Source organism: Ruegeria sp. CDSC081, assembly GCF_059610485.1.
Window position 1 is genome coordinate 63,523 of the sequence record NZ_JBXWNS010000003.1, and the last position, 26,173, is coordinate 89,695.

The following is a 26,173-nucleotide window of genomic DNA, read 5'->3' on the forward strand; positions in this document are numbered from 1 at the left end:
TAAAGTGACAAAGTCCAAGAACCTTCGAGGCAAGCCGCAATGACCACCATCCATCCCATCATACTCTGCGGAGGGTCCGGCACCCGACTGTGGCCCCTGTCGCGCAAAAGTTACCCCAAGCAGTTCGTCCCTCTGATCGGTGATTCAAGCCTGCTTCAGGATTGTGCTGAACGAATGCAGGGACCCAAGGACGCGCCTTATGCCAAGCCGCTGATCCTTACCAATGATGCATTCCGTTTTGTGGTTCCGGAACAACTGGGCGCGATTGGCATAGATCCTGGCCCCATTCTGATCGAACCCGAAGGGCGCAACACAGCACCGGCGGTTCTGGCCGCCGCGTTGTATCTGGCCGCCAGCAACCCGGATGCGATCATGCTTGTCGCCCCATCGGACCATGTCATCCCGGACAAAGCTGCGTTTCATCAGGCAGTTACCGAAGGCGCGCGCGCGATTTCGGATCGTGGGGATCTCGTCACTTTCGGGATCACTCCGGACCGGCCGGAAACCGGCTATGGATATCTCAAGCTCAGCCATGCCCCAGATACGGGCAACACCGCCATTGCGCTGGACCGTTTTGTCGAAAAGCCTGATCTGCCGAATGCCCAAGCCATGATCGCCGATGGCAGCTATCTTTGGAATTCGGGGATATTTCTGTTCGCGGTCAAAGACATAATCGCTGCATTCAAAGAACATGCGTCCGCACTGCTGGACCCGGTCGGCAAGGCCGTCCGTGAGGCAAAGACCGACCTCGGGTTTCTGCGCCTCGACCCCCAAGCCTGGGGCGCTGTCGAGGATATCTCGATCGACTATGCGGTCATGGAGAAAGCCCGCAATCTGAGCGTCGTGCCCTATGCGTCGGGCTGGTCGGATGTCGGCAGCTGGTCGGCAGTTCAAGAGCTGAGCAATCCAGACGCCGATGGGGTTGCCACCACGGGCCAGGTTACCACCATTGACTGCCGGAACGTATTGGTGCGTTCAGAAACCCCCACGCAAGAAGTTGTTGCGATGGGTCTGGAAAACATGATTGCGGTCGCCATGCCCGATGCGGTTTTGGTGGCCAGCATGGACAAGGCTCAGGACGTCAAACAGGCGGTTGCGGCCCTGAAGGCCAAAGGCGCCAAACAAGCGGAATCGCTGCCGGTCGATCATCGCCCTTGGGGCTGGTTCGAAAGCCTGGTCATCGGGGATCGGTTCCAGGTCAAACGCATACACGTTCACCCCGGCGCCTCACTAAGCCTGCAATCCCATCACCACCGGTCTGAACACTGGATCGTTGTACAGGGCACGGCAAAAGTTACGATCGACGAAGATGTGCGCCTGATCTCTGAAAACCAGTCTGTCTACATCCCGCTCGGTGCCGTTCATCGGATGGAGAATCCGGGCAAGGTGCCGATGGTTCTGATCGAGGTCCAGACCGGGTCTTATCTGGGTGAGGACGACATCATCCGGTACGAGGATGTGTACGCCCGCAGCTAACCCTTCACGGTGATTGGTAAACTTAAGGGCAGCTTCGGCTGCCCTTTTTCGTTGAATCCTGACCTTTGGCTACGCCCCATGGAATCCTCCAAACGTTAGCAAATGATTATTCGAACGTTCGGTCAGATCAGACCGGATTCATCCTGGGCACGGCAATGTGGCGCGCAATGCAATAGTCGGACCGACAGCTACAGGAGGACGCCGCCCGTGTCACAAAACTCACCCAGATTGGATTTACCTTTCCTGCAACCTTCGCAGGCCCAGAAACACGTCACCCATAACGAGGCGCTGCGTGCTCTGGACCTGATTGTCCAGCTGAGCGTAGCGTCGACAAACGCCTCGGTCCCGCCTGCGGTGCCGGAACAGGGCGAGATTCACGCGCTTGGCGCCAACCCTACCGGGGATTGGGCCGCGCAGCCGGGCGCCCTTGCGGCCTGGTTGGATGACGCTTGGCATTTTGTGACCCCGGGAATCGGCTGGCGGGCCTGGGATGAACAGGCCAACCGGTTGAAGATCTGGGATGGCGCAGACTGGTCCGAGCCTCAGGTCGCAACCCAGAACCTGGACGGTGTCGGTATCGCAACAGGGTATGACAGCACCAATCGGCTTTCGATCCGGTCGCCTGCGACGTTGCTCAGCCATGACGGGGCGGGTCACCAGTTGAAGATCAACAAGGCAGCGGCCGGGGATACCGCCTCGCTTTTGTTCCAGTCAAACTGGGTTGGCCATGCGGAAATGGGATTGTCTGGCAATACCGGTTTTTCCATCAAAGTCTCGGCTGATGGCGGATCCTGGACCGAGGCGCTGAGCTTTGACCCCGCCACCGGAATAGCCTCAGGCTCTGCCATTCAAAACGATGCCGAAGACATCACCGCAGGTCGTCTGATGCGGGCCGACTATGGCTACTGCCCCGGAAACCTGCTGGGCTCTGTGTCAGAAACCGCCGGGGTGCCAACCGGCGCGGTCGTCGAACGCGGATCAACCGCCAATGGCGAATATGTTCGGTTTGCGGATGGTACACAAATCTGCACGGGCGTTCTGACGGCCACCGATTGCGTGAACGCCGAAGGATCGCTGTATTCCAGCGCCGAGACCACCTGGAGCTTTCCCGCAGCCTTTGCGTCCGGAACCTCACCCTCGGTCGGTGGCAGTGGCGGCGCGACAAGCCGGTTTATAGGTTTGGGCGCGGCCACTGAAACACAAGTGCCCTTTAAGGTTCTATCGGCATCCTCGGACACAAGCAGCCTGTCCCCAACGGTAATCGCAACCGGTCGCTGGTTCTGAGCTTTAGACCGTCCGGAGCTATGCCCAGGCGGTCATTTGGCGCGCAAATCGGTGTCTGCCTGCTCCAGAAACCACGCATAGGTCTCGCGGATACCATCTTCGAGTCCGACGCGTGCGCGCCACCCCATATCGGCCAGGCGGGACACATCCATCAACTTGCGCAGTGTCCCGTCAGGCTTGCTGACATCCTGAGTGATCTTACCCATGAATCCGGTTGTCCTAGCCACCAGGGCCGCCAGCTCAGCGATTGAGATATCTTCGCCGCATCCCACATTGATATGGCTCAGCATCGGCTGGGTATTCGCATCATAGATATCGCGCGGCAGATCGAGCACGAACAGCGATGCCTCGGCCATATCATCAACATGCAAAAACTCGCGCCTTGGCTTTCCTGTGCCCCAAATCACCACTTCTTCCAGCCCGTCGCGCTGTGCCTCGTGGAATCTGCGGATCAAGGCCGGTAGGACATGGCTGTTTTCAGGGTGAAAATTGTCTCCGGGGCCATAGAGGTTGGTCGGCATAACCGACCGGTAATCGACGCCATGTTGGCGATTATAGCTTTCACACAGCTTGATCCCGGCGATCTTTGCAACGGCATAGGGTTCGTTGGTGGGCTCCAGCACCCCGGTCAGCAAAGCGTCTTCACGCATGGGCTGAGGCACAGCCCGTGGGTAAATGCACGAGCTGCCCAGCTGCAGCAAATGCTGAACCCCCGCTGCAAAAGCCTGATGAATCACGTTGCATTCAATCATCAGGTTTTCGTAAATGAAATCTGCGGGGTACGTGTTATTTGCGTGAATCCCACCGACCTTGGCCGCGGCTAGGATCACCATATCCGGACGCTCAGTCTGCATAAAATCACGCACGGCGGATTGGTCGGTCAGATCCAGTTCGGAATGCCTGCGCGTGATCAACTCCAGCGCTTCGCCTTCGTCCTTGCGGTTTTGCAAACGGCGCAGGATTGCACCGCCAACCATACCACGATGCCCGGCAACATAGATCTTACGCATGAGGGCCTCCTCAGCCGTTTTCCAGGCTCATTGGCAGCTCAAACCCGTGCTCTTTCAAAAGCGCGTGACGTTTGGCCGTCTTCAGGTCTTCGGTCACCATCTCAGCGCACATTTCCTGCACGGTCAGTTCTGGTACCCAACCCAGTTTGTTCTTGGCGTTTGAGGGATCGCCCAGAAGGGTCTCGACCTCGGCCGGGCGAAAATATTGCGGGTCTATCCGCATCACGACGTCACCGGGTTTCAATCCCGGGGCTTTGTCCCCCTCGATCGAGACGACAGTCGCGGTTTCGTCAACGCCTGACCCGGTGAATTCCAGTGAAACGCCAAGCTCGGCTGCCGACCATTCAATGAACTGACGTACCGAATACTGAACCCCGGTCGCAATCACGAAATCCTCAGGATTGTCCTGCTGCAGCATCAGCCATTGCATCCGCACATAGTCCTTCGCGTGGCCCCAATCCCGCAGACTGTCGATATTGCCCATGTACAGGCAGCTTTCCAGCCCTTGCGCAATATTTGCCAAACCGCGTGTGATCTTGCGGGTAACAAAAGTTTCGCCCCGGCGCGGGCTTTCGTGGTTAAACAGGATCCCGTTACAGGCATACATGCCATAGGCCTCACGGTAATTGACCGTGATCCAGTAAGAATAAAGTTTGGCAACCGCATAAGGTGACCGTGGGTGGAACGGGGTGGTTTCGCGTTGCGGGGTCTCTTGCACCAGACCGTAGAGTTCCGAGGTCGAGGCCTGATAGAAGCGTGTCTTTTTCTCGAGCCCGAGAAAACGTATCGCTTCCAGCAAACGCAAAGTACCAATGGCATCCACATCCGCAGTGTATTCCGGGGATTCAAAACTGACGGCCACATGGGACTGTGCGCCTAGGTTATAGACCTCGTCCGGCTGCACTTCGCGAATGATTCGCGTCAGGTTAGACGTATCGCTCAGATCTCCATAGTGCAGGTGCAGTTTGGGATTGGGAACGTGTGGGTCTTGATAGATGTGATCGATGCGTTGCGTGTTGAATGAGGACGCCCTACGCTTAATGCCGTGAACTTCATAACCTTTTTCCAACAAAAACTCGGCCAGATACGATCCGTCTTGTCCGGTAATCCCGGTGATTAATGCCGTTTTTGTCATAGTTCCGCCCTACGAAAACAAATGTGTATGATTGCCGACCCAAAAACAGCAAGAATCCCCGGAATGCAACCCAAGCACGCTGACAGGCATTGAAACCGGCGGAACTTTCTTCGAATGTGTGCGCGCCAAAGGCGGTATTTGTTAAGAAGGGTATTTTAGTATGCGTATTGCGATGATCGGAACCGGCTATGTAGGTTTGGTGTCCGGGGTATGTTTTTCCGATTTCGGCCATGATGTCATTTGCGTCGACAAGGCCGAACAGAAAATTGAGATGCTGCAGGCTGGCGAAGTCCCGATATATGAGCCCGGGCTTGACGTCCTGATGGCCAAAAACGTAGCCGCTGGTCGGCTCAGCTTTTCCACGGACCTGGCCGCAGCAGTGGATGGAGCGGATGCTGTTTTTATTGCCGTGGGCACGCCCACACGTCGCGGGGACGGTCACGCCGATCTGACTTATGTGATGGCCGCCGCAGAAGAAATTGCGCATGCGATTACGGGCTACACTGTGGTGGTAACCAAATCGACCGTTCCAGTTGGCACCAATCGCAAGGTGCATCAGGTCATTTCTGCCGCCAACCCGAAGGCCGAATTCGACGTCGCCTCGAACCCTGAATTCCTGCGCGAAGGGGCCGCCATTGATGATTTCATGCGCCCGGATCGTGTGGTTGTCGGCGTTGAATCAGACCGCGCCGCCGATGTAATGGCGGAAATATACCGCCCGCTTTACCTGCGGGACTTCCCGATCCTGACCACCGATCTGGAAAGCGCAGAGATGATCAAATACGCCGCTAACGCGTTTCTTGCGACCAAGATCACCTTTATAAATGAGATCGCAGGCCTGTGCGAACGTGTTGGCGGCGACGTGAAAGAGGTCGCCCGAGGCATCGGTCTGGATGGGCGCATTGGCAATAAATTCCTACATGCAGGTCCGGGATATGGCGGATCGTGCTTTCCAAAAGACACCGCCGCTCTGGCCCGGATCGGTCAGGAACATGCCCACCCGATGCAGATCACCGAAACCGTCATCCGGGTGAATGACGAGGTCAAGAAACGGATGATCCAGAAAATCCGAGATGTCTGCGACGACAGTTTCAATGGAAAAACGATCGCTGTTCTGGGCGTGACCTTCAAACCCAATACCGACGATATGCGTGATGCGCCCTCGTTAACTATCGTGCCTGCACTGATCGGTGGTGGGGCAACGGTGCGGGTTGTCGACCCTCAGGGGCGTTCCGAAGGTGAGGCCCTGCTGCCCGGCGTCGAATGGTGCGAAGACCCCTATGCTGCTGCTGCAGATGCGGATGTCGTTGTGCTGTTGACCGAATGGAACGAGTTCCGTGCGCTCAATCTGAGCGAACTAGCTGACACGATGAAATCCCCCCGAATGGTCGATCTGCGCAATATCTATTCCGAACCCGCCGTCAAGAAATCCGGCTTCGATAGTTACGTCGGTATTGGGCGCTGATCTTCGGATCAAGTTTGGATGGCCGATTCAAAACAACCGGCCATCCGTCATTCATTTTGTCAAAACGCCGCCAGATCCCTGAGGAACAGCGCGATACCCGGGAAGTAGATCAGCATAGCCGTCATCAGCGCCAGGATCGCGAAGAACGGCAAAGTGCCCCGGATCACCTCAAGATAAGGTCTGTTGAAAATCGCGATTGCGGTGAAGATATCGCAGCCAAACGGCGGTGTTGCTGATCCGATGGCCATCTGCAGCGTCACCATAACCCCGACAAGAACCGGATCAATCCCCGAGGCATCCACGATCGGAACGAAGATTGGCGTAAGGATGACAAGCACGACCAGCGAGTCGACGAACATACATCCCACGAAGAAGCACAGCGCGATGATGAACAGGATGTATTCCTGCGACGCGCCTTCCAGGTTCAGCGGCTCTAACAGGCCCTGTGGAATCTGTTCGAAGGAAATATACCAGGAAAACGCCTGACCGATCCCGACAAGGATGAACACAACCGCCGTAATCAATCCTGTGCTGAGAGCGGAATCCAAAACGTCGTTGAGTTTCAGTTCCCTATAAATCACGCATTCGACGATCAGCGCATAAAGCACCGAAAACGAGGCTGCTTCGGTCGGGGTCACTGCGCCGGTGTAGATACCGCCGACGATCAGGACCGGGAAACCAAGCGGCAGTATGGCCTTGCGAAACGCTGCGCGCCGCTCGGCACCGGATTTCTTTGGCACCCGCGCGATCAGATCGCCCTGCAGGACGCTGTAGAAATAGCAATAGACCGAAAACATCAGCGCCAGAACAACGCCCGGACCAATTCCTGCAATGAACAGCTCGCCCACGCTGGTATTGGCCAGCGTGCCGTACAGGATCATCCCGATGCTTGGAGGGATAAGGAAGGCGATGTCGCTGGCATTGATGATCAACGCCATGACAAAACTGTCCTTGTAACCGGCCTTCAGCAGCTTTGGCCGCATGATCTGACCAATCGAAACCACGGTCGCCTGAGTCGAACCCGAAACCGAGCCGAACAATGTGCAACTGATGCAGGCCGTGATCGGCAATCCGGCCCGGCGGTGACCGACAAAGGTTTCGATCAGCCCCAGCAGATTGTTGGCCGTATGACCTCTCGCCATGATATCGGCGGCGAATATGAACATCGGCACAGCGATCAGCGCGTTTGGCGAAATGCCAGTGACCATCTGCTGGATGATGACGCCAGTATCGCTTTGCGAGAAATGAACAAGGCCAATCAGCGTGGCAACCGCTAGCGGAACAACCATCGGGTAGCTGAGGAACAGCAGAACCACCATCGCCACGACCAGAGCAAAGGTGATGACATAGATATCCAGCTCACCAGCTATGACATCGCCAAGGAAATCAAGGAATCCGGGCATCTCAGACTCCTACATCCACTGCGTCATTGTCCTCGACCTCGTACGAGTGCCAGATGCCGACATGAGTGACATTCATGATGAATGCGATCAGATATTGCAGGCTGGCCATAAACAGGCCGACCGGGATCACCGAGTAGATGATATAGACCGGAAACTGCAGCGCCGGGCTCAGACGGTTCAGCTCTTTGATCTCAAGCACGTAGAACACGGACTTATAGGCCAAAAAGGCCAGCAGCATGCTGGTCGTGATCGAAATCAGCGTCAGGATCACTTTCTTGGACCGGCGGGACAGCGTGTCATAAACCGCCGTCATCCGAATGTTCCGACCTTTCCGAACCGCATAGGCAAATCCAAAAAAGGTCACGCTGACAATCAGAAACTGGTTCAGCTCTTCCGAGAAGAACAGGCTTTTGCCAAAGGCGTAGCGGCCAATGGCGTTAGCGGTCGAATTCACCATCATCAACAATATGGCCAGAATGATAACGAATTTCTCGATGAACTCGGTGCCCCTACTCAGGGCGACCAATGCGCTTTTCATGATTTTCCCTCCCTCGGCCCGCCAGTCAGCGTTCCGTAAATGAAAGACGCGACGCCTGAATGAGACGCCGCGCCTTTCAGTGATGTCAGCTTTTATTGCGACGCATTTCTCACCTCGTTAAGCAGGCCGTCGAGGATCTTCTGGGCTTGCGCGCGGGCAGCAGGTTTCTCGGCGTCGTCATAGGCGTTTTCGACCACATCGAAGAATGTTTCATGCAATGTGGCGCTTTGGGCTTCAAAGACAGCGCGCTCGTCCTCAGTCAAGACGATGACCTGCAGATCGGGGCGCTCGGCCTTGATCTTGTCCATGTTTTCCAGATTGATCTTGATCTGATAATCATGCGCAGCCTGCTCGCCCTCGGCGATGGCGTTCTTGACCATCTCTTGCTGATCCGCGGGCAGACCGTTGAACCATTCACTGTTGGTGGAAACGGTGCCGACGTAAGGAAGCTGGCCCGGGAAGATCAGGTAATCCTGAACCTCATGCCACTTGGCGTTGTAGATGAAATAGATCGGGTTCACCATGCCATCGACGGTCTTCAACTGCAGCGCGCCATAGACCTCGCCCCAGGACAAAGGCGTCGGGTTGGCGCCAAACGCCTTGAAGGTTTCCACCGGAATGGTCGAGGTGAAGGTACGGATCTTTTGACCTTCGAAATCAGCGGGGCTGCGGATCGCCTTGTTGGCACCCCAGGCCATGTCGCCTTCCGAGATCATAGTGAGCAGCTTGAGGTTCACTTTCTCGAATTTCTCGCTGAGGTCTTCATAGATGGTCGGGCTGGTGGTCAGAACCTCGCGGATCACGTCGATATCACCGCCCAGAACATAGGGCAGATCAAGAACCTGTGCCTCGGGCACATAAGATCCAAGATGACCGGTGCCAACAGATACGAACTGGACCGTACCCTTAGATGTCAGCTCGACAATATCGTTCTCGGTACCCAACTGACCATAGTAGTAGATGCGCACTTTGATGTCGCCATTGGACTGCTCTTTGACACTTTCGGCGAAGGCCTGTGCAAAGATATCCTGTACGTCGCCTTTGTCCTCTTCCGAGGCGAATTTCCAGGTGTCCGCAAAGGCAGCAGTCGACAGACCTGCCGCGAAAACCGCCGAGGTAATCAGCTTGCTAAAGATGGATGTCATTCTGTTAGTCCTTTCTTGCCCGCTCATGCGAGCCCTTCTGAGATGATGACAAGAGGACGTATTTCCTGCGTCCTCGCCTGTTGGTTGGTTCTCTTGCACAGGGCGCCGTAACCGGCCGCGCCTGACGGCGTGGTCGCGATTCCAAGTGCTGTGACAGCTTCTGCGGCTGCCTGGCCTTCTTCTTCGGAAAGGGTTTCGTAGCTCACGCCGCAGCGCTCGAGCACATCCCAGGCCACGATCGACGGTGCCTTGCAGTCAAGCCGACCCATATTCGAATCCGGCCCATCGCTGCGGGTGGCCCGTCCGGCCAAGTGACTGGCCCGCAAACAGGACGCAGCGCCGGGTTCGACAACGATCAGTTCAGGCTGTTCCGCCCAGTTCAGACGGATCATATGCGACATTGCAGCGGCCAACCCACCGACACCGGCCTGCAGATAGACATGCGTAGGCCACTGCCCCGAGGCCTCGAACCGCGCGCGCAACTCTTCGGCGATGACGCAATAGCCCTCCATCACCAGTTTCGGTATCTCGGTGTAGCCAGGCCAGGTTCCGTCAGCCAAAAGCGTGGCACCGGTGGTTTTGGCGTCAGCAATAGCGGCGGCGACGCTTTCGTCATAAACATCGCCCGAACGGACAACCTCGGCACCGAAGGTTCTAAGACGGTCGCCGAACCCTAGCGGTACGGTCTGCGCCAGATAAATTCGCGCCTTTGCGCCCATCGCCCGCGCCCCAGCCGCAACGCCCATTCCGTGGTTGCCTGCACTTGCGCAGACGAATGTGTGGCCAGATGCGAATTCTCGAAAATCGGCATCCTTCATCCGCGTGAAGGAGAGCGTTTCACCGGTATTCTCGTGCCATGCATCCTCGAGAAGGCGTGCAACCGCATAGGGTGCCCCCAAAGCTTTGAAGGCGCCAAGCCCCATACGCTCTGTCTCGTTCTTGGCCAGAATTCTCTGACCATCCGGCCCCGTGATTTCAATCAGCGGCGATACAGCATAGGTCTCTTGCCCCTGAAAAAACTCCTGCGCACGGACGAAATCCGGGGCGAAGCTTAGGTCGTCGGTCGCTGTCATGTATTTTTCATCCGCTTTTTCCATGTGCAGAGATTGTGCATGACCGACCTATTTCTATTTATCGTATTTGACCCTAATCTCGATAATATGTTTCAAACCTGCCTCTTCCATCGCGAGGATTTTTCATGAACCAACAACTTGATGATGCAGACACGATAATCCTCAGAACCCTGCAAAGGGATTGTCGAATCGGGCTGGAACAGCTGGCGCAAGAATGCAGTCTTTCAGTTCCCTCGGTGCAGCGGCGGCTCAAGCGGTTGCGAGATTCCGGGTTGATCTTGAAAGAGGTCGCGGTGCTCAACCCGTCGCGCTTTGACTATAAGATGACCTTCATCGTTCTGGTCGAACTTGACCGGGAATCGCTTCAGCAACTTGATCTGTTCCGCAAACGCGCCAGGAACGAGCCGCAAGTTCAGCAATGCTATTATGTGACCGGTGATGCCGATTTTGTTCTTATCTGCGTCGCGCAGGACATGGAGGATTTCGAGGACCTGACCCATCGCTTGTTTTTCGATAACTCGAACGTCCGCAGATTTCGCACATCCGTCGCGATGGACCGTACAAAGATTGGTCTGGAACTTCCGATCTGAACTTGGCGCTTTTGTGCAATTTTTTCTGCTTTAGGGCCGGAAATTTGATGCGAAACACGCAGCCCTATCCTGTAGAACCGATGCAACTCACACGCGGATGAAGAAATGAGCGATTTAGAAAACCGTATGATCGCGCTTCGGCGGGATTTGCACAGGCACCCGGAACTGGGCTTTCAAGAGACGCGAACCAAGTCGGTTGTCGCTGAACGGCTGCGCGCCCTTGGGATCGAAGTGCACGAAGGCGCAGGCGTTGTCGGTGTGCTTCGATCCGGCGGTGGCAACAAAGCCATTGGCCTGCGTGCTGACATGGATGCGCTTCCAATCACCGAAACCTCGTCCCATGACTATGTCTCTACCTCACCCGGTGTGATGCATGCTTGTGGCCACGATGGACATACAACCATGCTGCTTGGGGCGGCAGAGCGTCTGGCGAAAGAACCTACCTTTGACGGTACGGTTGTTTTTCTATTCCAGCCAAACGAAGAGCACGGCCTGGGCGCGCGCGCGATGATCGACGACGGTGTGCTAGAGCAATTTCCGGCCGAAGAAATCTATGCAATCCACAATTTGCCAGGCGCTCCAACCGGTCAGATTTCGACCCGCGCCGGTATTATCTGTAACAGTGAAACCCTGTTCGAGATCACGGTTAAAGGCCAGGGCGGTCATGCCTCGATGCCACAAACCGGCGTTGATGCAATTACCGTAGGGTCCGAGATTGTGGTGGCATTGCAGACCGTGGTGGCACGAAAGCTTGCGCCCGCCTCTGGCGCGGTAGTGTCCGTGACCGAATTCCTGACGGACGGCCAGCGAAACGTCTTGCCGGGCAACGCCACTCTCAAAGGAGATTTTCGCGCCAGATCGCCCGAAGACCGCAACGCCATCGAAGGTTTCATGCGCCAGATCACCGAAGGGATTGCGGCAGCACATGGCATTCAAGCATCGGTCAGCTTTGAGACGCAGTTCGTCGAGACCATCAACGCCCCCACCCCGGCCCTTGCGGTATATCGCGCAGCCGAAGCCGCCGGTTGTGACCTGATCAAGGATCGGCAGCCGATGAGTTTTTCAGAGGATTTCGCCCAGTTTTCGGCCGCCGTGCCAGGATGTTTCCTTTTGCTGGGCAATGGCGAGACCGGGCCACATGGCCAACCGCTTCATGCTTCTGACTATGATTTCAATGATGAACTGCTGCCGATCGGAGCTGAATTCTGGGTCCGATTGGTTCAGGACCGGTTGCCCCTGCGAAAGGATCAAAAGTCATGAACGCCCCACGACGTGGTTTTGACCAACAAGAATTCGCAACGCGTACCGCAGCGGCGCAGACAAAGATGGCCGAAACCGGTATGGCGGGCATATTGCTGACAACTGAACCGGATGTGCGCTATTTCAGCGGGTTCCACACGCTGTTTTGGCAAAGCCCGACCCGCCCATGGTTCCTGTTCATCCCGGCAACCGGCAAGCCCATCGCAATCATCCCTGAGATCGGCGCAGACCTTATGCGGCGAACCTGGGTCACAGATATCCGCACCTGGGGCGCACCTGCACCAAAGGATGACGGTATCGGGCTGTTGACCGATCTACTGGCGCCACATGCCAGCCGTGGTGAAACCGTTGGATTGATGAAGGGGCACGAAACCCATTTGCGGATGCCGCTTGGCGATTATGAGCGGCTGTTGGCGGGCCTGAACGGGCTAAAGATCACTGACGCAACCGAGATCGTTCGGGGCTTGCGAATGGTGAAATCCGAGGCCGAGATCGAAAAGCTCGCCTACATCTGCTCCATCGGGTCTCGGACGTTTGAGCAGGTGCCTGACTTCGCCCGCGAAGGACAGCCGCTTGAAGATGTGTTCCGCGCTTTCCGGCGCGAGGGGTTGGCGCAGGGGGCCGATGACGTCCCGTATTTGGTCGGCGGTGCGGATACGGGTGGCTATCACGACGTCATCTCGCCCCCGTCGCGCCGCCCGCTGGCGCGCGGCGATGTGCTGATGCTCGACACGGGGGCCAACTGGGACGGGTATTTTTGCGACTTCGATCGGAATTGGGCCATTGGCCGCGCCGATGACGCCTCACGCCGTGCATATGATGTTCTTTGGCGCGCGACTGAGGCCGGGATCGCCGCAGCTCGCCCCGGAGCGACTTGCCGAGAATTGTTTCAAGCGATGCAGAAGGTGATCGCTGAGCTCGACGATCAGGGTGGTGACGTCGGCAGGCTGGGTCATGGGCTTGGCATGCAGCTGACCGAATGGCCCTCGCACACCAGTTGGGATACAACTGAGATCACCGAAAATATGGTACTGACCCTTGAACCATCGCTTGGTTATGGAGACGGTCGGGTCATGGTGCACGAAGAGAACATCGTCATACGTGCAAGTGGGGCAGAGCTTATGACCAAACGCGCCGCGCCCGAACTACCAATCATCTGAGGCCAATCATGAAGCTTGATTTCAAAACAGACGAAGGCATTGGCACCCGCGCCAATCTGGGTGTGATTGTTCTTGAGACTGACGAGACGTTAGAAAACGAATTCTCTCGGATCATGCGCCTAGCTGGTGTCGCGCTCTATCACAGCCGGATTCCGATGGTGCCCGAAATCCGACCCGACACACTGGCGCGGATGGAACAGGACCTGCCTGCGACGGCACGGCTTTTGCCACCATCGCTCAGCTTTGATGCAATCGGATTTGGCTGCACCTCGGCCTCAACCGTGATCGGGTCCGAGAATGTGGCCAAGGTGATTAAGACGGTCTGCCCGGATGCACGTGTGACCGATCCGTTGGCGGCAATCATCGCTGCCGGTCAGCATCTTGGGGTCAGGCGATTGGGCTTCGTCACCCCCTATATTCCCGAAGTTTCCGCTGGGATGCGCACAAAGCTGGAACAGGCCGGTTTCGAAATCGCAGGTTTCGGGTCGTTCGAGGAAGGAAATGACCGCGTTGTTGCGCGGATCACAGAAGAGTCGATCCTTGGCGCTATTGAAAAGGTCGCGGCTCAAGCGCCCTGCGATGCTGTCATTGTCTCTTGCACGAACCTGCGATGCCTTGACGTCATTGTTCAGGCAGAAGAAAAGATCGGGATTCCAGTCATTTCCAGCAATCAGGCGCTTGCCTGGCATATGCTTCGATTGGCCGGCATTGAGGACCTCAACCCTCAGTTCGGACGGCTCTTTGGATAGAGCGAGAAGGGTGTCCGCCTAGGGCGCTTTCGTTCAAGCAGGCGATTTGAGGCCAAGCGTTGCCAGAGTTGCAGCCATTGTCTGGCCCCAACGGTCCTGCAATGCGCTGTTTGTATTGCGACGCAGGCCCATTGATTTCAACAGCTCGAACCGTTTCGGGTCATCGCCGCCGAAGGACACCGCAACCCGAGGCCACCAGTAAGTGACCGAGTTCTGCATGTCGTCCGCCGCGCCGTTCTCGATCAGTTTGACCGCCCCTTCCAATGCCAGCTCGCCATGATGCGCCTCGACCGGGGCGATGGATCGGAAGGCTTCGGCCAGAGGCTGATACGAGATGGTGGAATACTCGGCCAGTTGTTCGGCCACCGCGCGGCTCATCAGCAGGTTCATGACCACAGCGTCTGTCCAGCCGGACAGCGGATAGTTGAACACCGCCAGACGCATGTCATGCTCGGACCGGGTGGCCCCGATATCCGCATCCCGCGACAAGCGCATGGTCCAAGGATGGTGATTGGCATAGCGTTCGGTATCTGCGCCAAATTCGCCCATGATGCTGAGAACACAATTTGCGTGGTCTGACTTTTCCAGCACGATCTTTGCGGCGGCGATCCGTTCCTTGATCCCCGGCCCCTGATTGATGATGTCGGCGAACCCGGCGGCCCCGGCCAGTTCGCTGTCGACAAAAGTCGCCATCAGCTTCATCAGCTCGGCCCGATAGCGAGGCGGCACATTCGATGGGTTGGTCAGAACACCGCCTGCGGCCAGATAGCTGTCGAGAGTCATTGAATCGGACATATCTGCCCCCTTTCTACCGGTCGTAATCGACGACCACGCGGTCTGTTACCGGATAGGCCTGGCAGCTTAGCACATAGCCTTTTTCCACTTCGTAATCTTCCAGCGCGTGATTGGCGAGCATCTCGACCTCGCCCTCAAGCACCTTGCAGCGGCAGGTCGAACAGACACCCGCCTTGCAGGCAAACGGGGCATCCATAGCGTTTGCCAGGGCCGCCTCAAGAATGGATTGGTCCTTGGGTATGGTCACGGTCTGGGTGGATCCATCCAGCGTGATCGACGCGCTGCTTTGATTGCCCTGCGTACCCGTTTCTGCCGAAACGGGCTTAGCCTTGGCCCGTCCGGGCTGGGCGCTGGCGAACAGTTCAAACTTGATCTGGCTGTCATCCAGTCCGTGTTCGCGCAATGCGGCGGCAATGCCCAGCATCATCGGTTCCGGGCCGCAGATAAATGCGCTGTCGACATGGTCGATATCGACCCAATGTTTGAACAACTCTGCGCATTTTTCCTGGGTCACCAAACCAGTGAACAGCTCGATCTCTTGTGAATCCGTCTCAAGAACGTGGATCACGTTGAGGCGACCCATATAGAGGTTCTTGAGGTCTTCGAGATCCTCGCGGAACATGATCGTGTTGATGCCCTTATTGGCATAGATAAGGGTAAAGCGTGATTGCGGTTCCTGTGCGAGGGTCGTTTTGAGGATCGACAGGACCGGAGTAATCCCCGAGCCCCCTGCAAAGCCCAGATATTGCTTTTCCGCACCCGCATCTATCGGAGTATGAAAGCTGCCCATCGGCGGCATGGCCTCGACGATGTCGCCGACATTCAGTTCAGTATTCGCCCATCCGGAAAAGGCGCCGCCTTCAACACGTTTGATGCCAACCTGCAGCACGCCTTCTTCCTTGCCCGCGCAGATCGAGTAGGACCGGCGCAGTTCTTCGCCCTCAAATTCGCGACGAAATGTCAGATATTGACCGGCGGTGAAATCGAACTGATCTGCAGCGCCGTTCACAGGTTCCAGTGTCACCACCACCGCATCGCGAATGGTTTTGTGGATATCTGTGACTTTCAGGTCGTGGAAACGTGCCATCCGGTGGTCCTCCTCAGATGCACTTGAAATAGTCAAATGGTTCCAGGCAGTCGGTGCATCGCCAATGCGCCTTGCAAGGGGTCGAACCGAACTGGCTGACCTTCTCGACCGCTTTGCTGCCGCAGCGCGGGCAGCGATCCGGGCCGCCTGCCGGTTGTGGTGGGGCAATGCCATAGTCTTCCAGCCGTGCCCGGCCCTTTTCGCTGAGCCAGTCGGTGGTCCAAGCCGGGGCGATGCTGGTTTCGATCTGCACGTCACTGATCCCGCGATCGTGCAAGGCGGTTTCGATATCCAGGCTGATAATGGATGTTGCCGGACAGCCGGAATAGGTTGGAGTGACCGTCACCTTCAACGTCTCGTCCTGCCACTGCACATCGCGCACAATGCCAAGATCGACTACCGAAATCACCGGAATTTCAGGGTCAGGAACAGCATCCAGCCATTCCCAGATTTGTTTGGTCGATGCCCGATCCATCGGCGTTACCAGCTTGCTTCGGGATAGGCGCGTTGCAGCCACTGCATCTGTGTCAACAGATGACCCAGATGTTCCGTATGCATCCGCCCGTCACGCCCACCTTTATGGGCAAACGCGCCTTCCGGGATCGTCAAGGTCGCCTCGGACAGGATCCGCTGCACCAAAGCGTCAAACTCCGCGCGCAGATCCGCGGGGTTCGGCGCAATTCCCTCCGCGACCATCTCGGCATCAACTTCGTCGCTGATGAACATCTCGCCGACATACGGCCACAGGTAGTCCAGAGCCGACTGCATCCGAGCGTGGCTTTCCGCTGTTCCGTCCCCCAGACCAACCACCGTGTCGCCCGAGCGTTCCAGGTGATAAGCCACCTCTTTACTGGCTTTCGCGGCAATGGCCGCGACACGGTCATCCGTAGAGTTGAGCAAGCGTCCCAGCATGATGGAATGCCACGCATCGAACAGGAACTGGCGCATCAGGGTCCGGCCAAAATCCCCATTTGGAACCTCGACCAGCAGCACATTGCGGAAATCCCAGGCGTCGCGCAGAAAGGCCAGATCGTCGGCAGTTTTGCCGCCTTGGATCTCGCCCGCCAGACCCAACCACATCTGGGTTTGCCCGATCAGGTCCAGGGCCGTGTTGGCCAGCGCGATATCCTCTTCCAGCACCGGCGCATGGCCGCACCATTCACTGACGCGATGGCCAAGGACAAGGTCATTATCACCCATCCGTAGAAGGAATTGTACAAATGCCGCGTCCCGGTCCATCACATGGCCCCCACTTCATCGGGGATGTCGAAAAAGGTCGGGTGACGATAGACCTTGCTTTCGCTGGGCTCGTATAATGGGCCCTTGTCGCTGGGCGAGGAGGCCGAGATATTATTCGCCTCGACCACCCAGATCGACACACCTTCGTTGCGGCGGGTATAGACATCGCGCGCGTTCTTGATGGCCATCTCCGCGTCCGGGGCATGCAACGAGCCGACGTGACGGTGGCTCATACCATGCTGACCGCGGATAAAGACTTCCCACAGGGGCCATTCGTTTTTCATCGGGTTTCCTCCTCAGGGTCGACTTATTCGGCAGCCACTGTGCCAGAGCGTTTCTTTTCGGCATGGGCCATCAGCCCGTCGCGCACCCATTTGCCGTCGTCCCAGGCTTGGTTTCGGGCGGCCAGCCGGTCGGTGTTGCAGGGGCCATTGCCACTGATTACATCGAAGAACTCGGACCAGTCGGGTTCTGAGAAATCATAATGGCCGCGATCGTCGTTCCAATTCAGCTTTGGGTCAGGGATGGTCAGGCCCAGATACTCGGCCTGTGGCACAGTCTGATCGACGAATTTCTGACGCAGCTCGTCATTGGTGTTCATCTTGATCTTCCATTTCATCGACTGCGTCGAATGCACCGAGTCCTTGTCGGACGGTCCAAACATCATCAGCGATGGGTACCAAAAGCGGTTCAAAGCGTCCTGCGCCATTCGTTTCTGGTCCGGCGTGCCTTCGGCCATCTTGCGGATGGCGTCATAGCCCTGACGCTGATGAAAGCTCTCTTCTTTGCAGATGCGGATCATGGCGCGTGAATAGGGACCGTAAGACGTGCGCTGCAACGGCACCTGGTTCATGATCGCGGCGCCATCCACCAGCCAGCCAACGGCACCAACATCAGCCCAGTTCAGGGTGGGATAGTTGAAGATGGACGAGTATTTCATGCGCCCGTCCAGCAGCATTTCGGTGATCTCATCCCGGCTGACACCCAGTGTTTCGGCGGCGCAGTAAAGGTACAGACCATGCCCGGCCTCGTCCTGAACTTTTGCCAACAGGATCGCCTTGCGTTCCAGTGTGGGTGCCCGCGTGATCCAGTTCGCCTCGGGCAGTTGCCCAACGATTTCGGAATGGGCGTGCTGGCCGATCTGGCGGATCAGCGTCTTGCGATAACCTTCGGGCATCCAATCCTTGGGTTCGATCTTTTCGTCAGCGTCTATGCGCGCCTGAAAGGCAGCAAGCTTTGCAGGATCTTCCTGTGTCGCCTCGGACTTAACCATCTGAGCATACATGTCCCGTCATCTCCCCTATACGCGTTCAAGAATAAGCGCTGCGCCCTGACCGACGCCGACACACATGGTGCACAGCGCGTATCGCCCGCCCGTGCGCCGCAACTGATAGGCCGCAGTCATAACCAACCTTGCGCCGGACATGCCCAACGGGTGGCCAATGGCAATCGCGCCCCCATACGGGTTCACCTGCGGCGCGTCGTCTGGCAGGCCCAGTTCGCGCAGTGTCGCCAGACCCTGTGACGCGAAGGCCTCATTCAACTCTATCACGTCCATTTGCTCGATGCTCAGCCCGGCGCGAGCCAAAACTTTGCGGCTAGCCGGAACCGGGCCAATGCCCATGACACGCGGCTCAACCCCGGCGACAGACATGCCCACGACCCGGGCCATCGGGGTCAGGCCGTTCTTTGACGCTGCCGCCTCATTGGCCATCAAAATGGCCGCAGCGCCGTCATTGACGCCCGAGGCGTTGCCAGCGGTCACCGTCTTATCCGGCCCGTTGACACCTTTGAGACCAGACAGTTTGTCCACGGTAACATCCGGGCGCGGATGTTCATCCGTATCAACAATGATCGGATCGCCCTTGCGTTGCGGGATCGTGACCGGGGTGATTTCATCCCGGAACAGACCTGCCTCGTGCGCGGCGGCCCATCGGGCCTGACTGCGCGCCGCAAAAGCATCTTGGTCATCGCGGCTGATACCAAAGTCTTCGGCCACATTGTCGGCCGTTTGCGGCATCGAGTCGATGCCATAGGCCTGTTTCATCTTCGGGTTCACAAAGCGCCAGCCGATCGTCGTATCATAGACCGCATTGCTGCGGGTAAAGGCAGAGGTCGCCTTGGGCATCACAAAGGGCGCCCGCGACATGCTTTCGACACCGCCGGCCACAGCCAGATCATAATCGCCCGCCTTGATGCCCCGCGCCGCCATTCCAACCGCATCCATTCCACTGGCGCACAATCGGTTCACTGTTGTTCCGGGCACATCAACCGGCAATCCAGCCAACAAGGCCGCCATCCGCGCCACATTGCGGTTGCTTTCACCCGCCTGATTTGCATCGCCATAGATCACATCATCAACGCTGGCCCAATCAACCTGCGGGTTGCGCTCTTTCAAGGCGGCCAATGGAATCGCGGCCAGATCATCTGTCCTGACTGACGACAAAGCCCCCCCATATCGCCCAATCGGAGTGCGCGTCGCGTCGCAAATGAATGCGTCCATCACTTAGTTCTCCTGTAGGTGCTGATCCGTATCATTGACCGCATGGTCGGTTTTTAGGGCGTCCATCGATTCGAGGCAAGCTTTATGTTACGAGTTCTTTTTATTTTTTAGTTTTCTGTAACATTAAGCGAGAGAGAAACGCCCGCATTGATCGCCGAATGACCAGCATCGGGCAGATCAGATAGGTGACGTTATAGAAAACCTAGCTGTCCAGCTCGGCTTCCAAGGATGTTAAATCCGGGCGCGGCAGTTTTTCCAACAACTGAGATACAGCCGCCCGGCATGCAGGGCCTTTCCAGTCAGCGGGCAGAAACGCTGCAGGAAAGGCGGGATGGCGCAGAACAATACGACGCCAATTATGCACGATCAGGACACGCAGAATGGCCGTCTTCATCGGGTCGCCCGCCCCCTCGGGCGGCATCTCTTGGTCGATGATCTGTGTCGATCTCAAGAAATGATCATAGGCGGTTTTCAACGCCTCTGGCCCGCAGAGATCCCGAAGCCAGCCAGGAACAGAGATAGCGCTGCTTTCCACGCCCATCAGTTCTTCAAGACCCGCCGGAACCTGACCCGGAGCCATCGACGTTGCGGGATTGAGAGAGATGTAGTCCCCAGTCAGCATCAGGTCAGCCAATTCCTTGCGCGATGAATCCGAATTGCTGGCGATAAGTACATGCCAGAGGCCGGGTTCCGGCGTTTCCCTGGCATATATACGCGGTGCGGCGGTCACACTCTGATGACGGCCAAACGCGGTCAGGCGGTGAAAGCTGCTGCGCCCTTTGCGGGTGCTTTCGATCCAGCCATCCTTGCGCAGCCGATGCAGGGCAACACGCGTGGCTTCGGCCTTGATCCCGGCAAGGCTAGTCAGTGCGGTGATCACCGCACCACTTATCTGATCTGTTTCTTCCTGCGCCAGATCACCGAATATTGTCACCAGCACGGACCACACTCGTTGCGTACCCTCAGAGGTCAGATGGCTAACGCAGGTTTCAAACCAATCGGGGGCTGAATCTTTCATACGGCAAGTATAATCGGGCCAGATCGAATTACCATCCGGCCCAAGAATCTTAGTAGGCCACCATGGTCAGCAGCTCATATTCGGCCACAGGCTCATCATCTTGTTGGGTCAGGGTGACATGCCAGCGCACCTCGCCATATTCATCATTGCGGCGGGTTTTCTTTTTGACTGTCAGGCGCACCTTGATGCTGTCGCCTGCCTCTACCGGTTTCATAAAGCGCAGGTTATCGAGCCCAGTATTGGCCAGGACCGGCCCCTCGTTCGGTTCCACAAAAAGACCCGCCGCGAAAGACAGCAAAAGATAACCATGCGCGACCCGGCCCGGAAAGAACGGGTTACGCTCAGCTGCGGCCTGATCCATGTGGGCATAGAAGGTGTCGCCGGTGAATTCGGCGAAATGTTCAATGTCTTCCATGGTCACGGTCCGCGGTGCGGTGTGGATCGTCTCACCAATGGCCAGATCGTGATAGCGGCGTGTAAATGGATGGGCTGGCGTATTGACCTCCTCGGCGGCACCCGGCACCCATTTCTCGCCAATAGCTGTCAATATGTCCGGCGATCCTTGAATCGCCGTACGTTGCATATAATGCATCACACCGCGCACACCGCCCATTTCCTCGCCGCCGCCAGCACGGCCGGGACCGCCATGGACCATATGCGGCAAAGGAGAGCCATGGCCTGTGGATTCTTTCATCGAGTCTCGGTTGTTGAAATAGAGCCGCCCATGATAGGCCCCTGCCCCCATAACAAATTTGCGGGCAACATCAGCATCATGTGTGATGACTGAGGCCACCAGAGACCCCTGCCCTCGGTTCGCCAGCTCAATCGCGTGGTCGGTATCGCGATAGCCCATGATTGTACTGACGGGCCCAAAGGCTTCGGTATCATGCACACGTTGCGCGGCATCGGGATCGCTGCAATGGAACAGCATCGGTGGCAGAAAGGCGCCCTTATCTGCATCGGCCCCATCGACCACGAAGTCGTCCGGATTGCCAAAGACGCACTCGGCCTCGTGCCCTATAATCGCGGCCTTCTCCAAAACATCGCGCTTCTGACTGGCTGAGACCAGCGCACCCATTCGTGTGGTTTCCAGTTTCGGATCCCCGATGGTGGTCTTTGCCAAACGCGCGGACAGCGCCTCAATCACGGCCTGCACATGCGGCTCGGGCGCGATGATCCTGCGGATGGCAGTGCATTTCTGACCCGCCTTGGTGGTCATCTCGCGCTGAACCTCTTTGACGAACAGATCGAATTCGGGCGTTCCCGGCGCGGCATCAGGGCCCAGGACCGAGCAGTTCAAGCTGTCCTGTTCCGCCACGAACCGGACCGAATTTTCCAGGATTACGGGGTTCGCGCGCAGCTTCAGCGCCGTATCCGCCGAGCCGGTAAAGCTGACCACATCCTGCATGGTCAGGCGATCGAGCATGTCGCCCAGCCCGCCTGACACCAGTTGCAATGCACCGTTGGGCAATATGCCCGACTCGAGCATCAGCCGAACGCACAGCTCAGTCACATAGCAGGAATTTGTGGCCGGTTTGACGATGGCCGGAACCCCCGCCAGAAGAGTCGGAGCCAGCTTTTCCAGCATGCCCCAGACCGGAAAGTTGAAAGCGTTGATATGGATAGCAACACCTTTCAACGGGGTGCAGATATGCTGCCCCAGAAAGGTGCCATTGCGCGAAAGCTGCTCGACCTCGCCGTCGAGATAGACATGCCCGTCCGGCATCTCGCGCCGCCCTTTTGAGGCAAAGACGAACATCGTGCCAATACCGCCGTCAATGTCGATCAGATGATCCGCCTGGGTTGCGCCGGTATTGAAGGACAGATCGTACATCGCCTGCTTGTGCTTGCCCAGATGAACAGACAGCGCCTTGAGCATCTTGGCCCGCTTGTGAAACGTCATCTTGCGCAGCGCAGGACCACCAACATTGCGCGCATGATGCAGCATTCCCTGAACGTCCAAGGCGTTGTTTCCGGCTGTTGCGATCACCTCTCCCGTCACCGCGCTTGCGATGTTGCGGGCACCTGCCCCCGGCGCAATCCACTCGCCCGCAGCAAAACTGGAAATCTGTTGGATCGTCATAGGTCTCTCCTTACTCGCGGCAGGGCTAGCGCGCGGGGGCGTTTGCGATATCTTATTATTAACCGTACGGTCGGTCAATAATTTTCAGAACAAGCAGCGCGGCTAGTTCAAACCTGCGCGGGCAGGTGGGCGAACCCCCGAAACCGGATACGCCCCCCACGCTGAGCACTTTCCGTGATCTGGTAATCAGGGAACTGGTTCAAAAACCGGCTAACGGCAACTCGACCTTCCATCCGGGCCAAGGTCAAACCAACGCAAGTATGCGGTCCGCCCGCAAACGCGTGGTGCTTGTTGGGACGGCGATCCAACATCATGTCATCGGGGTAATCAAACTGTCGCGGATCGCGGTTGGCCGCGCCGATGCAAAGATGCAGATCGGTTCCTGCTGGAATGACATGTCCGTGAAATTCCACCTCTTCAGTGGTCAGGCGATTGCCGAACTGGTTCGGGCTTTCCAGACGCAGAAACTCGTCAACTGCCGTGGAAATCAGGTCTGGATTAACCAACAGCTCGGTCCGCTTATCCCTGTGGCGGTCCAACAGATCCAAAGCGTTGCCTATCAGGTTTGTCGTGGTCTCATGCCCGGCATTCAGAATGAAGATGCAGTTCTGGTACAGTTCAACCTCGGTCAGGCCGCCCTCGGTGTCATCCTGTATCAACCTGGTCAAAACATCGGTCTCCGGGTTGCCCGGGTTGGCCCTGCGGTCGTCGATGATATCGCGCAAAAAGGCTTTGAACTCGCGGACTGCGCGGTTGCCCCAATCTTCCTGCTCGGGCGTCAGCTGCGGTTCCAACGCCCCGAGAATGGCCAAGGACCACTCACGCAACGGCTCACGCTCGGACCGAGGGATGCCCAGCAGGTTGCCGATGATCTCGATCGGGATCGCCCCGGCAAAATCCTCGATCAACTCAACTGTGCCCTTGGCCTGCATTTGATCCAACAGCCCGTCGACAAGTTCAATCAGACCCGGCTCCATCTGCGCCAAAGCGCGCGGGTTCATCGCGCCCACCATCACCTTGCGGACACGCGAGTGCAGGGGCGGATCATTGAACACAAGACTGGTGGTGTGATGTTCAAACAATGGGCTATCCACCCCGTATTTGGGGCCAAACACGGCCTTCTTGTCCGAAATGAACCGCGTTGTGTCCCGATAGATGATGTCCAGATCCTGATGTCGTGACAGGATCACCGACCCATCGGGTTGCAGGCAGACGGGCGTATCTTCACGCAGCGCCCTATAGGTTGGATAGGGATCATCGTGGAACCCGTCAGGCAGCTTGGTCAGCGCAAACATCAGTGGCCCATCGCCCCCATCTGTTCCGGCAGAACCAGCACAAGCCAGGGCACCAGAACGATCAGGGCCAGCCGGAAGATATCGGCGATCCAAAACGGCGTGACGCCTCTGAAGATCGTCCCGGTCGACACATCCCCGACCACACCCTTCAGAATGAACACGTTCAGCCCCACGGGCGGGGTGATCAGGCTGATTTCGGTGACGACGACCACTACAATGCCGAACCAGATCGGGTCATATCCCAGCGATGTGACCAGAGGAAAAAAGATCGGCACGGTCAGCAGCAGCATCGACAGGGATTCAAAAACACACCCCAAAATGATGTAGATGCCCAGGATCATCAGGATCACCACAAAGGGCGCAACGTCATACGCTGTGACCATGGCGATCAGCGCTTCGGGCAAACCGGCGAGGTTGATGAAGTTCGAAAATATCTGCGCCCCGATCAGGACCGAGAACAGGGCCGCAGCGGTCGCCGTGGTTTCCTTCAAAACCTCGAATGTTGAACCCAGGCTAAGCCCGCCGCGCGACAAGGCAATCAAAAAGGCGCCCATGGCCCCCATCCCCGCCGCCTCGGTCGGGCTGAAGGTCAGGTTCAGCGGTTGAAAATCGAAGGCACCATAAAGCCCGCCAATGACCAGAAAGAACAGCAGCAACACGGCCCAGACTGAGCGCAAGGCCCTCAGGCGCTCGACCCAACCGTGGCGTTCGCCTGCCGGTCCCGCCTCTGGTTTGCGCCAGACGGTCCAGCGCACCGCGAAAAGATAAAACAGAATGCCAAGCACACCGGGGATAATGCCCGCAACAAACAGTTTGCCAATCGAGGTTTCCGTCAGCAGGCCATATATGACCAGGATCACCGAGGGCGGGATCAGGATGCCAAGCGTGCCACCCGCTGCAATCGACGCAGTCGAAAGCTCATCCGCATAACCATACCGGCGCATTTCCGGCATCGCGACCTTGGACATGGTGGCCGCTGTCGCCAGAGACGACCCGCAAATTGCCGAGAACCCGCCGCAGGCCGCGACAGTCGCCATGGCGATGCCGCCCCGGAAATGGCCGAGAAATGCATTGGATACCGCATAAAGCTCGCGCGCGAGCCCGCCTTTGTTCACGAACAGGCCCATCAGGATGAACAGAGGCACCACCGACAATCCGTAATCCTGTGCCGTATCGGTGATCTGGCGACCCACCATCGACATCGCCGCCTTCAAGCCGCGCTCCGAAAAGATGCTGCCGCCACGTTCGTAGGCGAACCCAAGCGTACCAACCAGACCCATCGCGAAGACGATAGGCAGACGCACCAGTACAAGCACCAGAACAAGGGCAAAACCGATAAGTGCGGCGGTCATTGAGAGGTCTCCGACAAGGATTGGGGGGAGAAGATAGTAATTAGGCCCGTGACAATCATCGCCATGGCCGTGATCGCAGTGAACCCGGCGATGAACCAGCCGACATAGAATACCGGGATCGACAGGTATTCAGTCACATCGCCATAGTCCCGTGCGCGCTCGGCAAGAATCCAGACGCGTTTGATCGGCCAGATGAGCATCACGCCCGACACAATATATACAACAGCGTCACGCGCTCGGCTCAGCCGCAAGCGGGAAAAAACTCCGTCCGTCAGGTCGACGGCGATCTGACCCTTTCCGGCTGAGATCATCGGCAGAACCGAAAACACCATGATCGCCATGAGAATACGTGTCAGCTCAGTCGCCGCCTCAATCGGGGCGTTGAAGACAGACCGCAGGATGACGTCAAAAAAGGTCATCACCATCAGGATGAACAGCGCGATACAGGCCAGCAGCGTCGGAGCGATGCTGACGCGACGCGCAAAAGTCACGAGAGATTGCATGATTGGGTCC

The 26,173-nt window shown here is 57.3% G+C and carries 25 protein-coding genes; 7 read left to right on the plus strand and 18 right to left on the minus strand.

Going from position 1 to position 26,173, the window contains the following annotated elements; genetic code table 11:
* Nucleotides 1-39: 39 nt before the first annotated feature.
* The gene (locus AC2FH9_RS05885; RefSeq protein ID WP_496749865.1) at nucleotides 40-1,476 is read left to right on the plus strand and encodes a mannose-1-phosphate guanylyltransferase/mannose-6-phosphate isomerase; all 1,437 of its coding nucleotides are present in this window, start codon (nucleotides 40-42) and stop codon (nucleotides 1,474-1,476) included.
* A gap of 207 nt (nucleotides 1,477-1,683) precedes the next feature.
* Nucleotides 1,684-2,760, plus strand: a complete 1,077-nt coding sequence (locus AC2FH9_RS05890) for a DUF2793 domain-containing protein (RefSeq protein ID WP_496698329.1) — start codon at nucleotides 1,684-1,686, stop codon at nucleotides 2,758-2,760.
* Between the two features lie 32 nt (nucleotides 2,761-2,792).
* Here AC2FH9_RS05890 and fcl read toward each other — a convergent pair whose 3' ends face one another.
* Both fcl and gmd read right to left on the minus strand, forming a co-directional pair.
* Nucleotides 2,793-3,770, minus strand: a complete 978-nt coding sequence (gene fcl / locus AC2FH9_RS05895) for a GDP-L-fucose synthase (RefSeq protein ID WP_496871056.1) — start codon at nucleotides 3,768-3,770, stop codon at nucleotides 2,793-2,795.
* Nucleotides 3,771-3,780: 10 nt separating this feature from the next.
* Nucleotides 3,781-4,905: a GDP-mannose 4,6-dehydratase gene (gene gmd / locus AC2FH9_RS05900; RefSeq protein WP_142639846.1), complete on the minus strand. Its 1,125-nt coding sequence runs from the start codon at nucleotides 4,903-4,905 to the stop codon at nucleotides 3,781-3,783.
* A gap of 160 nt (nucleotides 4,906-5,065) precedes the next feature.
* Between gmd and AC2FH9_RS05905 the strand changes: the two genes are divergently transcribed.
* A complete protein-coding gene (locus AC2FH9_RS05905; protein ID WP_496871057.1) occupies nucleotides 5,066-6,370 on the plus strand; it encodes a UDP-glucose dehydrogenase family protein in 1,305 nt (434 codons plus the stop codon).
* Nucleotides 6,371-6,429: 59 nt separating this feature from the next.
* Here the strand turns inward: AC2FH9_RS05905 and AC2FH9_RS05910 are convergent, their stop codons facing one another.
* From AC2FH9_RS05910 to AC2FH9_RS05925, 4 genes are all read right to left on the minus strand, one after another.
* Nucleotides 6,430-7,713: a TRAP transporter large permease gene (locus AC2FH9_RS05910; RefSeq protein ID WP_496871178.1), complete on the minus strand. Its 1,284-nt coding sequence runs from the start codon at nucleotides 7,711-7,713 to the stop codon at nucleotides 6,430-6,432.
* A 61-nt stretch (nucleotides 7,714-7,774) separates the two neighbouring features.
* Complete coding sequence (locus AC2FH9_RS05915) at nucleotides 7,775-8,311, minus strand: TRAP transporter small permease (RefSeq protein WP_271949035.1); 537 nt, start codon at nucleotides 8,309-8,311, stop codon at nucleotides 7,775-7,777.
* 92 nt (nucleotides 8,312-8,403) lie between these two features.
* On the minus strand, nucleotides 8,404-9,456 hold the full coding sequence (locus tag AC2FH9_RS05920) for a TRAP transporter substrate-binding protein (RefSeq protein WP_496871058.1): 1,053 nt from the start codon (nucleotides 9,454-9,456) through the stop codon (nucleotides 8,404-8,406).
* A 23-nt stretch (nucleotides 9,457-9,479) separates the two neighbouring features.
* Entirely contained in the window at nucleotides 9,480-10,553 is a 1,074-nt protein-coding gene (locus AC2FH9_RS05925) for a pyridoxal-phosphate dependent enzyme (protein WP_496871059.1), read from the minus strand.
* Nucleotides 10,554-10,654: 101 nt separating this feature from the next.
* On the opposite strand from AC2FH9_RS05925, the gene AC2FH9_RS05930 reads away from it, so the two are divergent.
* The 4 genes from AC2FH9_RS05930 to AC2FH9_RS05945 all read left to right on the plus strand — a co-directional run bounded on the left by AC2FH9_RS05930 (nucleotide 10,655) and on the right by AC2FH9_RS05945 (nucleotide 14,288).
* Entirely contained in the window at nucleotides 10,655-11,119 is a 465-nt protein-coding gene (locus AC2FH9_RS05930) for an Lrp/AsnC family transcriptional regulator (RefSeq protein WP_271949042.1), read from the plus strand.
* A 105-nt stretch (nucleotides 11,120-11,224) separates the two neighbouring features.
* Nucleotides 11,225-12,379, plus strand: coding sequence for an amidohydrolase (locus AC2FH9_RS05935; protein ID WP_496749869.1), 1,155 nt, complete (start codon nucleotides 11,225-11,227; stop codon nucleotides 12,377-12,379).
* Nucleotides 12,376-13,539, plus strand: coding sequence for a M24 family metallopeptidase (locus tag AC2FH9_RS05940; RefSeq protein ID WP_496749870.1), 1,164 nt, complete (start codon nucleotides 12,376-12,378; stop codon nucleotides 13,537-13,539). Before AC2FH9_RS05935 ends, AC2FH9_RS05940 begins: the two co-directional genes overlap by 4 nt.
* An 8-nt stretch (nucleotides 13,540-13,547) precedes the next feature.
* Nucleotides 13,548-14,288, plus strand: a complete 741-nt coding sequence (locus AC2FH9_RS05945; protein WP_496749871.1) for a maleate cis-trans isomerase family protein — start codon at nucleotides 13,548-13,550, stop codon at nucleotides 14,286-14,288.
* Between the two features lie 33 nt (nucleotides 14,289-14,321).
* On the opposite strand, the gene AC2FH9_RS05950 is transcribed toward AC2FH9_RS05945, so the two are convergent.
* From AC2FH9_RS05950 to AC2FH9_RS06005, 12 genes are all read right to left on the minus strand, one after another.
* Nucleotides 14,322-15,083, minus strand: coding sequence for a Phenylacetic acid catabolic protein (locus AC2FH9_RS05950; protein WP_271949049.1), 762 nt, complete (start codon nucleotides 15,081-15,083; stop codon nucleotides 14,322-14,324).
* A 13-nt stretch (nucleotides 15,084-15,096) separates the two neighbouring features.
* Nucleotides 15,097-16,170: a 2Fe-2S iron-sulfur cluster-binding protein gene (locus AC2FH9_RS05955; RefSeq protein WP_496871060.1), complete on the minus strand. Its 1,074-nt coding sequence runs from the start codon at nucleotides 16,168-16,170 to the stop codon at nucleotides 15,097-15,099.
* A 13-nt stretch (nucleotides 16,171-16,183) separates the two neighbouring features.
* Nucleotides 16,184-16,645 (minus strand): 1,2-phenylacetyl-CoA epoxidase subunit PaaD, encoded by a 462-nt coding sequence (paaD, locus tag AC2FH9_RS05960; protein WP_142639942.1) that lies wholly within the window; start codon nucleotides 16,643-16,645, stop codon nucleotides 16,184-16,186.
* Nucleotides 16,646-16,650: 5 nt separating this feature from the next.
* Nucleotides 16,651-17,409 (minus strand): 1,2-phenylacetyl-CoA epoxidase subunit PaaC, encoded by a 759-nt coding sequence (paaC, locus tag AC2FH9_RS05965; RefSeq protein ID WP_496871061.1) that lies wholly within the window; start codon nucleotides 17,407-17,409, stop codon nucleotides 16,651-16,653.
* Entirely contained in the window at nucleotides 17,409-17,693 is a 285-nt protein-coding gene (gene paaB / locus AC2FH9_RS05970) for a 1,2-phenylacetyl-CoA epoxidase subunit PaaB (protein WP_142639870.1), read from the minus strand. Before paaB ends, paaC begins: the two co-directional genes overlap by 1 nt.
* A gap of 23 nt (nucleotides 17,694-17,716) precedes the next feature.
* The gene (paaA, locus tag AC2FH9_RS05975; protein WP_496698310.1) at nucleotides 17,717-18,694 is read right to left on the minus strand and encodes a 1,2-phenylacetyl-CoA epoxidase subunit PaaA; all 978 of its coding nucleotides are present in this window, start codon (nucleotides 18,692-18,694) and stop codon (nucleotides 17,717-17,719) included.
* 15 nt (nucleotides 18,695-18,709) lie between these two features.
* Nucleotides 18,710-19,912 (minus strand): 3-oxoadipyl-CoA thiolase, encoded by a 1,203-nt coding sequence (gene pcaF / locus AC2FH9_RS05980; RefSeq protein ID WP_496749874.1) that lies wholly within the window; start codon nucleotides 19,910-19,912, stop codon nucleotides 18,710-18,712.
* A gap of 202 nt (nucleotides 19,913-20,114) precedes the next feature.
* A complete protein-coding gene (locus AC2FH9_RS05985; protein WP_496749875.1) occupies nucleotides 20,115-20,930 on the minus strand; it encodes a PaaX family transcriptional regulator C-terminal domain-containing protein in 816 nt (271 codons plus the stop codon).
* A 49-nt stretch (nucleotides 20,931-20,979) separates the two neighbouring features.
* Entirely contained in the window at nucleotides 20,980-23,013 is a 2,034-nt protein-coding gene (paaZ, locus tag AC2FH9_RS05990; RefSeq protein ID WP_496749876.1) for a phenylacetic acid degradation bifunctional protein PaaZ, read from the minus strand.
* Nucleotides 23,014-23,120: 107 nt separating this feature from the next.
* Nucleotides 23,121-24,308, minus strand: coding sequence for a cytochrome P450 (locus AC2FH9_RS05995; protein WP_496871062.1), 1,188 nt, complete (start codon nucleotides 24,306-24,308; stop codon nucleotides 23,121-23,123).
* Nucleotides 24,308-25,660 carry a TRAP transporter large permease gene (locus AC2FH9_RS06000; protein WP_496693796.1) on the minus strand — a complete coding sequence of 451 codons (1,353 nt, stop codon included), beginning with the start codon at nucleotides 25,658-25,660 and terminating at the stop codon, nucleotides 24,308-24,310. The genes AC2FH9_RS05995 and AC2FH9_RS06000 overlap by 1 nt, the downstream gene beginning before the upstream one ends.
* On the minus strand, nucleotides 25,657-26,163 hold the full coding sequence (locus AC2FH9_RS06005) for a TRAP transporter small permease (RefSeq protein ID WP_496691527.1): 507 nt from the start codon (nucleotides 26,161-26,163) through the stop codon (nucleotides 25,657-25,659). Before AC2FH9_RS06005 ends, AC2FH9_RS06000 begins: the two co-directional genes overlap by 4 nt.
* Nucleotides 26,164-26,173: the final 10 nt, after the last annotated feature.

Excerpts from the sequence above, each read along its gene's own strand:
- AC2FH9_RS05885 (WP_496749865.1), top strand. The coding sequence starts at position 40 with ATGACCACCATCCATCCCATCATACTCTGCGGAGGGTCCGGCACCCGA.
- fcl (WP_496871056.1), bottom strand. The coding sequence starts at position 3,770 with ATGCGTAAGATCTATGTTGCCGGGCATCGTGGTATGGTTGGCGGTGCA.
- gmd (WP_142639846.1), bottom strand. The coding sequence starts at position 4,905 with ATGACAAAAACGGCATTAATCACCGGGATTACCGGACAAGACGGATCG.
- AC2FH9_RS05905 (WP_496871057.1), top strand. The coding sequence starts at position 5,066 with ATGCGTATTGCGATGATCGGAACCGGCTATGTAGGTTTGGTGTCCGGG.
- AC2FH9_RS05915 (WP_271949035.1), bottom strand. The coding sequence starts at position 8,311 with ATGAAAAGCGCATTGGTCGCCCTGAGTAGGGGCACCGAGTTCATCGAG.
- AC2FH9_RS05920 (WP_496871058.1), bottom strand. The coding sequence starts at position 9,456 with ATGACATCCATCTTTAGCAAGCTGATTACCTCGGCGGTTTTCGCGGCA.
- AC2FH9_RS05925 (WP_496871059.1), bottom strand. The coding sequence starts at position 10,553 with ATGGAAAAAGCGGATGAAAAATACATGACAGCGACCGACGACCTAAGC.
- AC2FH9_RS05930 (WP_271949042.1), top strand. The coding sequence starts at position 10,655 with ATGAACCAACAACTTGATGATGCAGACACGATAATCCTCAGAACCCTG.
- AC2FH9_RS05935 (WP_496749869.1), top strand. The coding sequence starts at position 11,225 with ATGAGCGATTTAGAAAACCGTATGATCGCGCTTCGGCGGGATTTGCAC.
- AC2FH9_RS05940 (WP_496749870.1), top strand. The coding sequence starts at position 12,376 with ATGAACGCCCCACGACGTGGTTTTGACCAACAAGAATTCGCAACGCGT.
- AC2FH9_RS05945 (WP_496749871.1), top strand. The coding sequence starts at position 13,548 with ATGAAGCTTGATTTCAAAACAGACGAAGGCATTGGCACCCGCGCCAAT.
- AC2FH9_RS05950 (WP_271949049.1), bottom strand. The coding sequence starts at position 15,083 with ATGTCCGATTCAATGACTCTCGACAGCTATCTGGCCGCAGGCGGTGTT.
- AC2FH9_RS05955 (WP_496871060.1), bottom strand. The coding sequence starts at position 16,170 with ATGGCACGTTTCCACGACCTGAAAGTCACAGATATCCACAAAACCATT.
- paaD (WP_142639942.1), bottom strand. The coding sequence starts at position 16,645 with ATGGATCGGGCATCGACCAAACAAATCTGGGAATGGCTGGATGCTGTT.
- paaC (WP_496871061.1), bottom strand. The coding sequence starts at position 17,409 with ATGGACCGGGACGCGGCATTTGTACAATTCCTTCTACGGATGGGTGAT.
- paaB (WP_142639870.1), bottom strand. The coding sequence starts at position 17,693 with ATGAAAAACGAATGGCCCCTGTGGGAAGTCTTTATCCGCGGTCAGCAT.
- paaA (WP_496698310.1), bottom strand. The coding sequence starts at position 18,694 with ATGTATGCTCAGATGGTTAAGTCCGAGGCGACACAGGAAGATCCTGCA.
- pcaF (WP_496749874.1), bottom strand. The coding sequence starts at position 19,912 with ATGGACGCATTCATTTGCGACGCGACGCGCACTCCGATTGGGCGATAT.
- AC2FH9_RS05985 (WP_496749875.1), bottom strand. The coding sequence starts at position 20,930 with ATGAAAGATTCAGCCCCCGATTGGTTTGAAACCTGCGTTAGCCATCTG.
- paaZ (WP_496749876.1), bottom strand. The coding sequence starts at position 23,013 with ATGACGATCCAACAGATTTCCAGTTTTGCTGCGGGCGAGTGGATTGCG.
- AC2FH9_RS05995 (WP_496871062.1), bottom strand. The coding sequence starts at position 24,308 with ATGTTTGCGCTGACCAAGCTGCCTGACGGGTTCCACGATGATCCCTAT.
- AC2FH9_RS06000 (WP_496693796.1), bottom strand. The coding sequence starts at position 25,660 with ATGACCGCCGCACTTATCGGTTTTGCCCTTGTTCTGGTGCTTGTACTG.
- AC2FH9_RS06005 (WP_496691527.1), bottom strand. The coding sequence starts at position 26,163 with ATGCAATCTCTCGTGACTTTTGCGCGTCGCGTCAGCATCGCTCCGACG.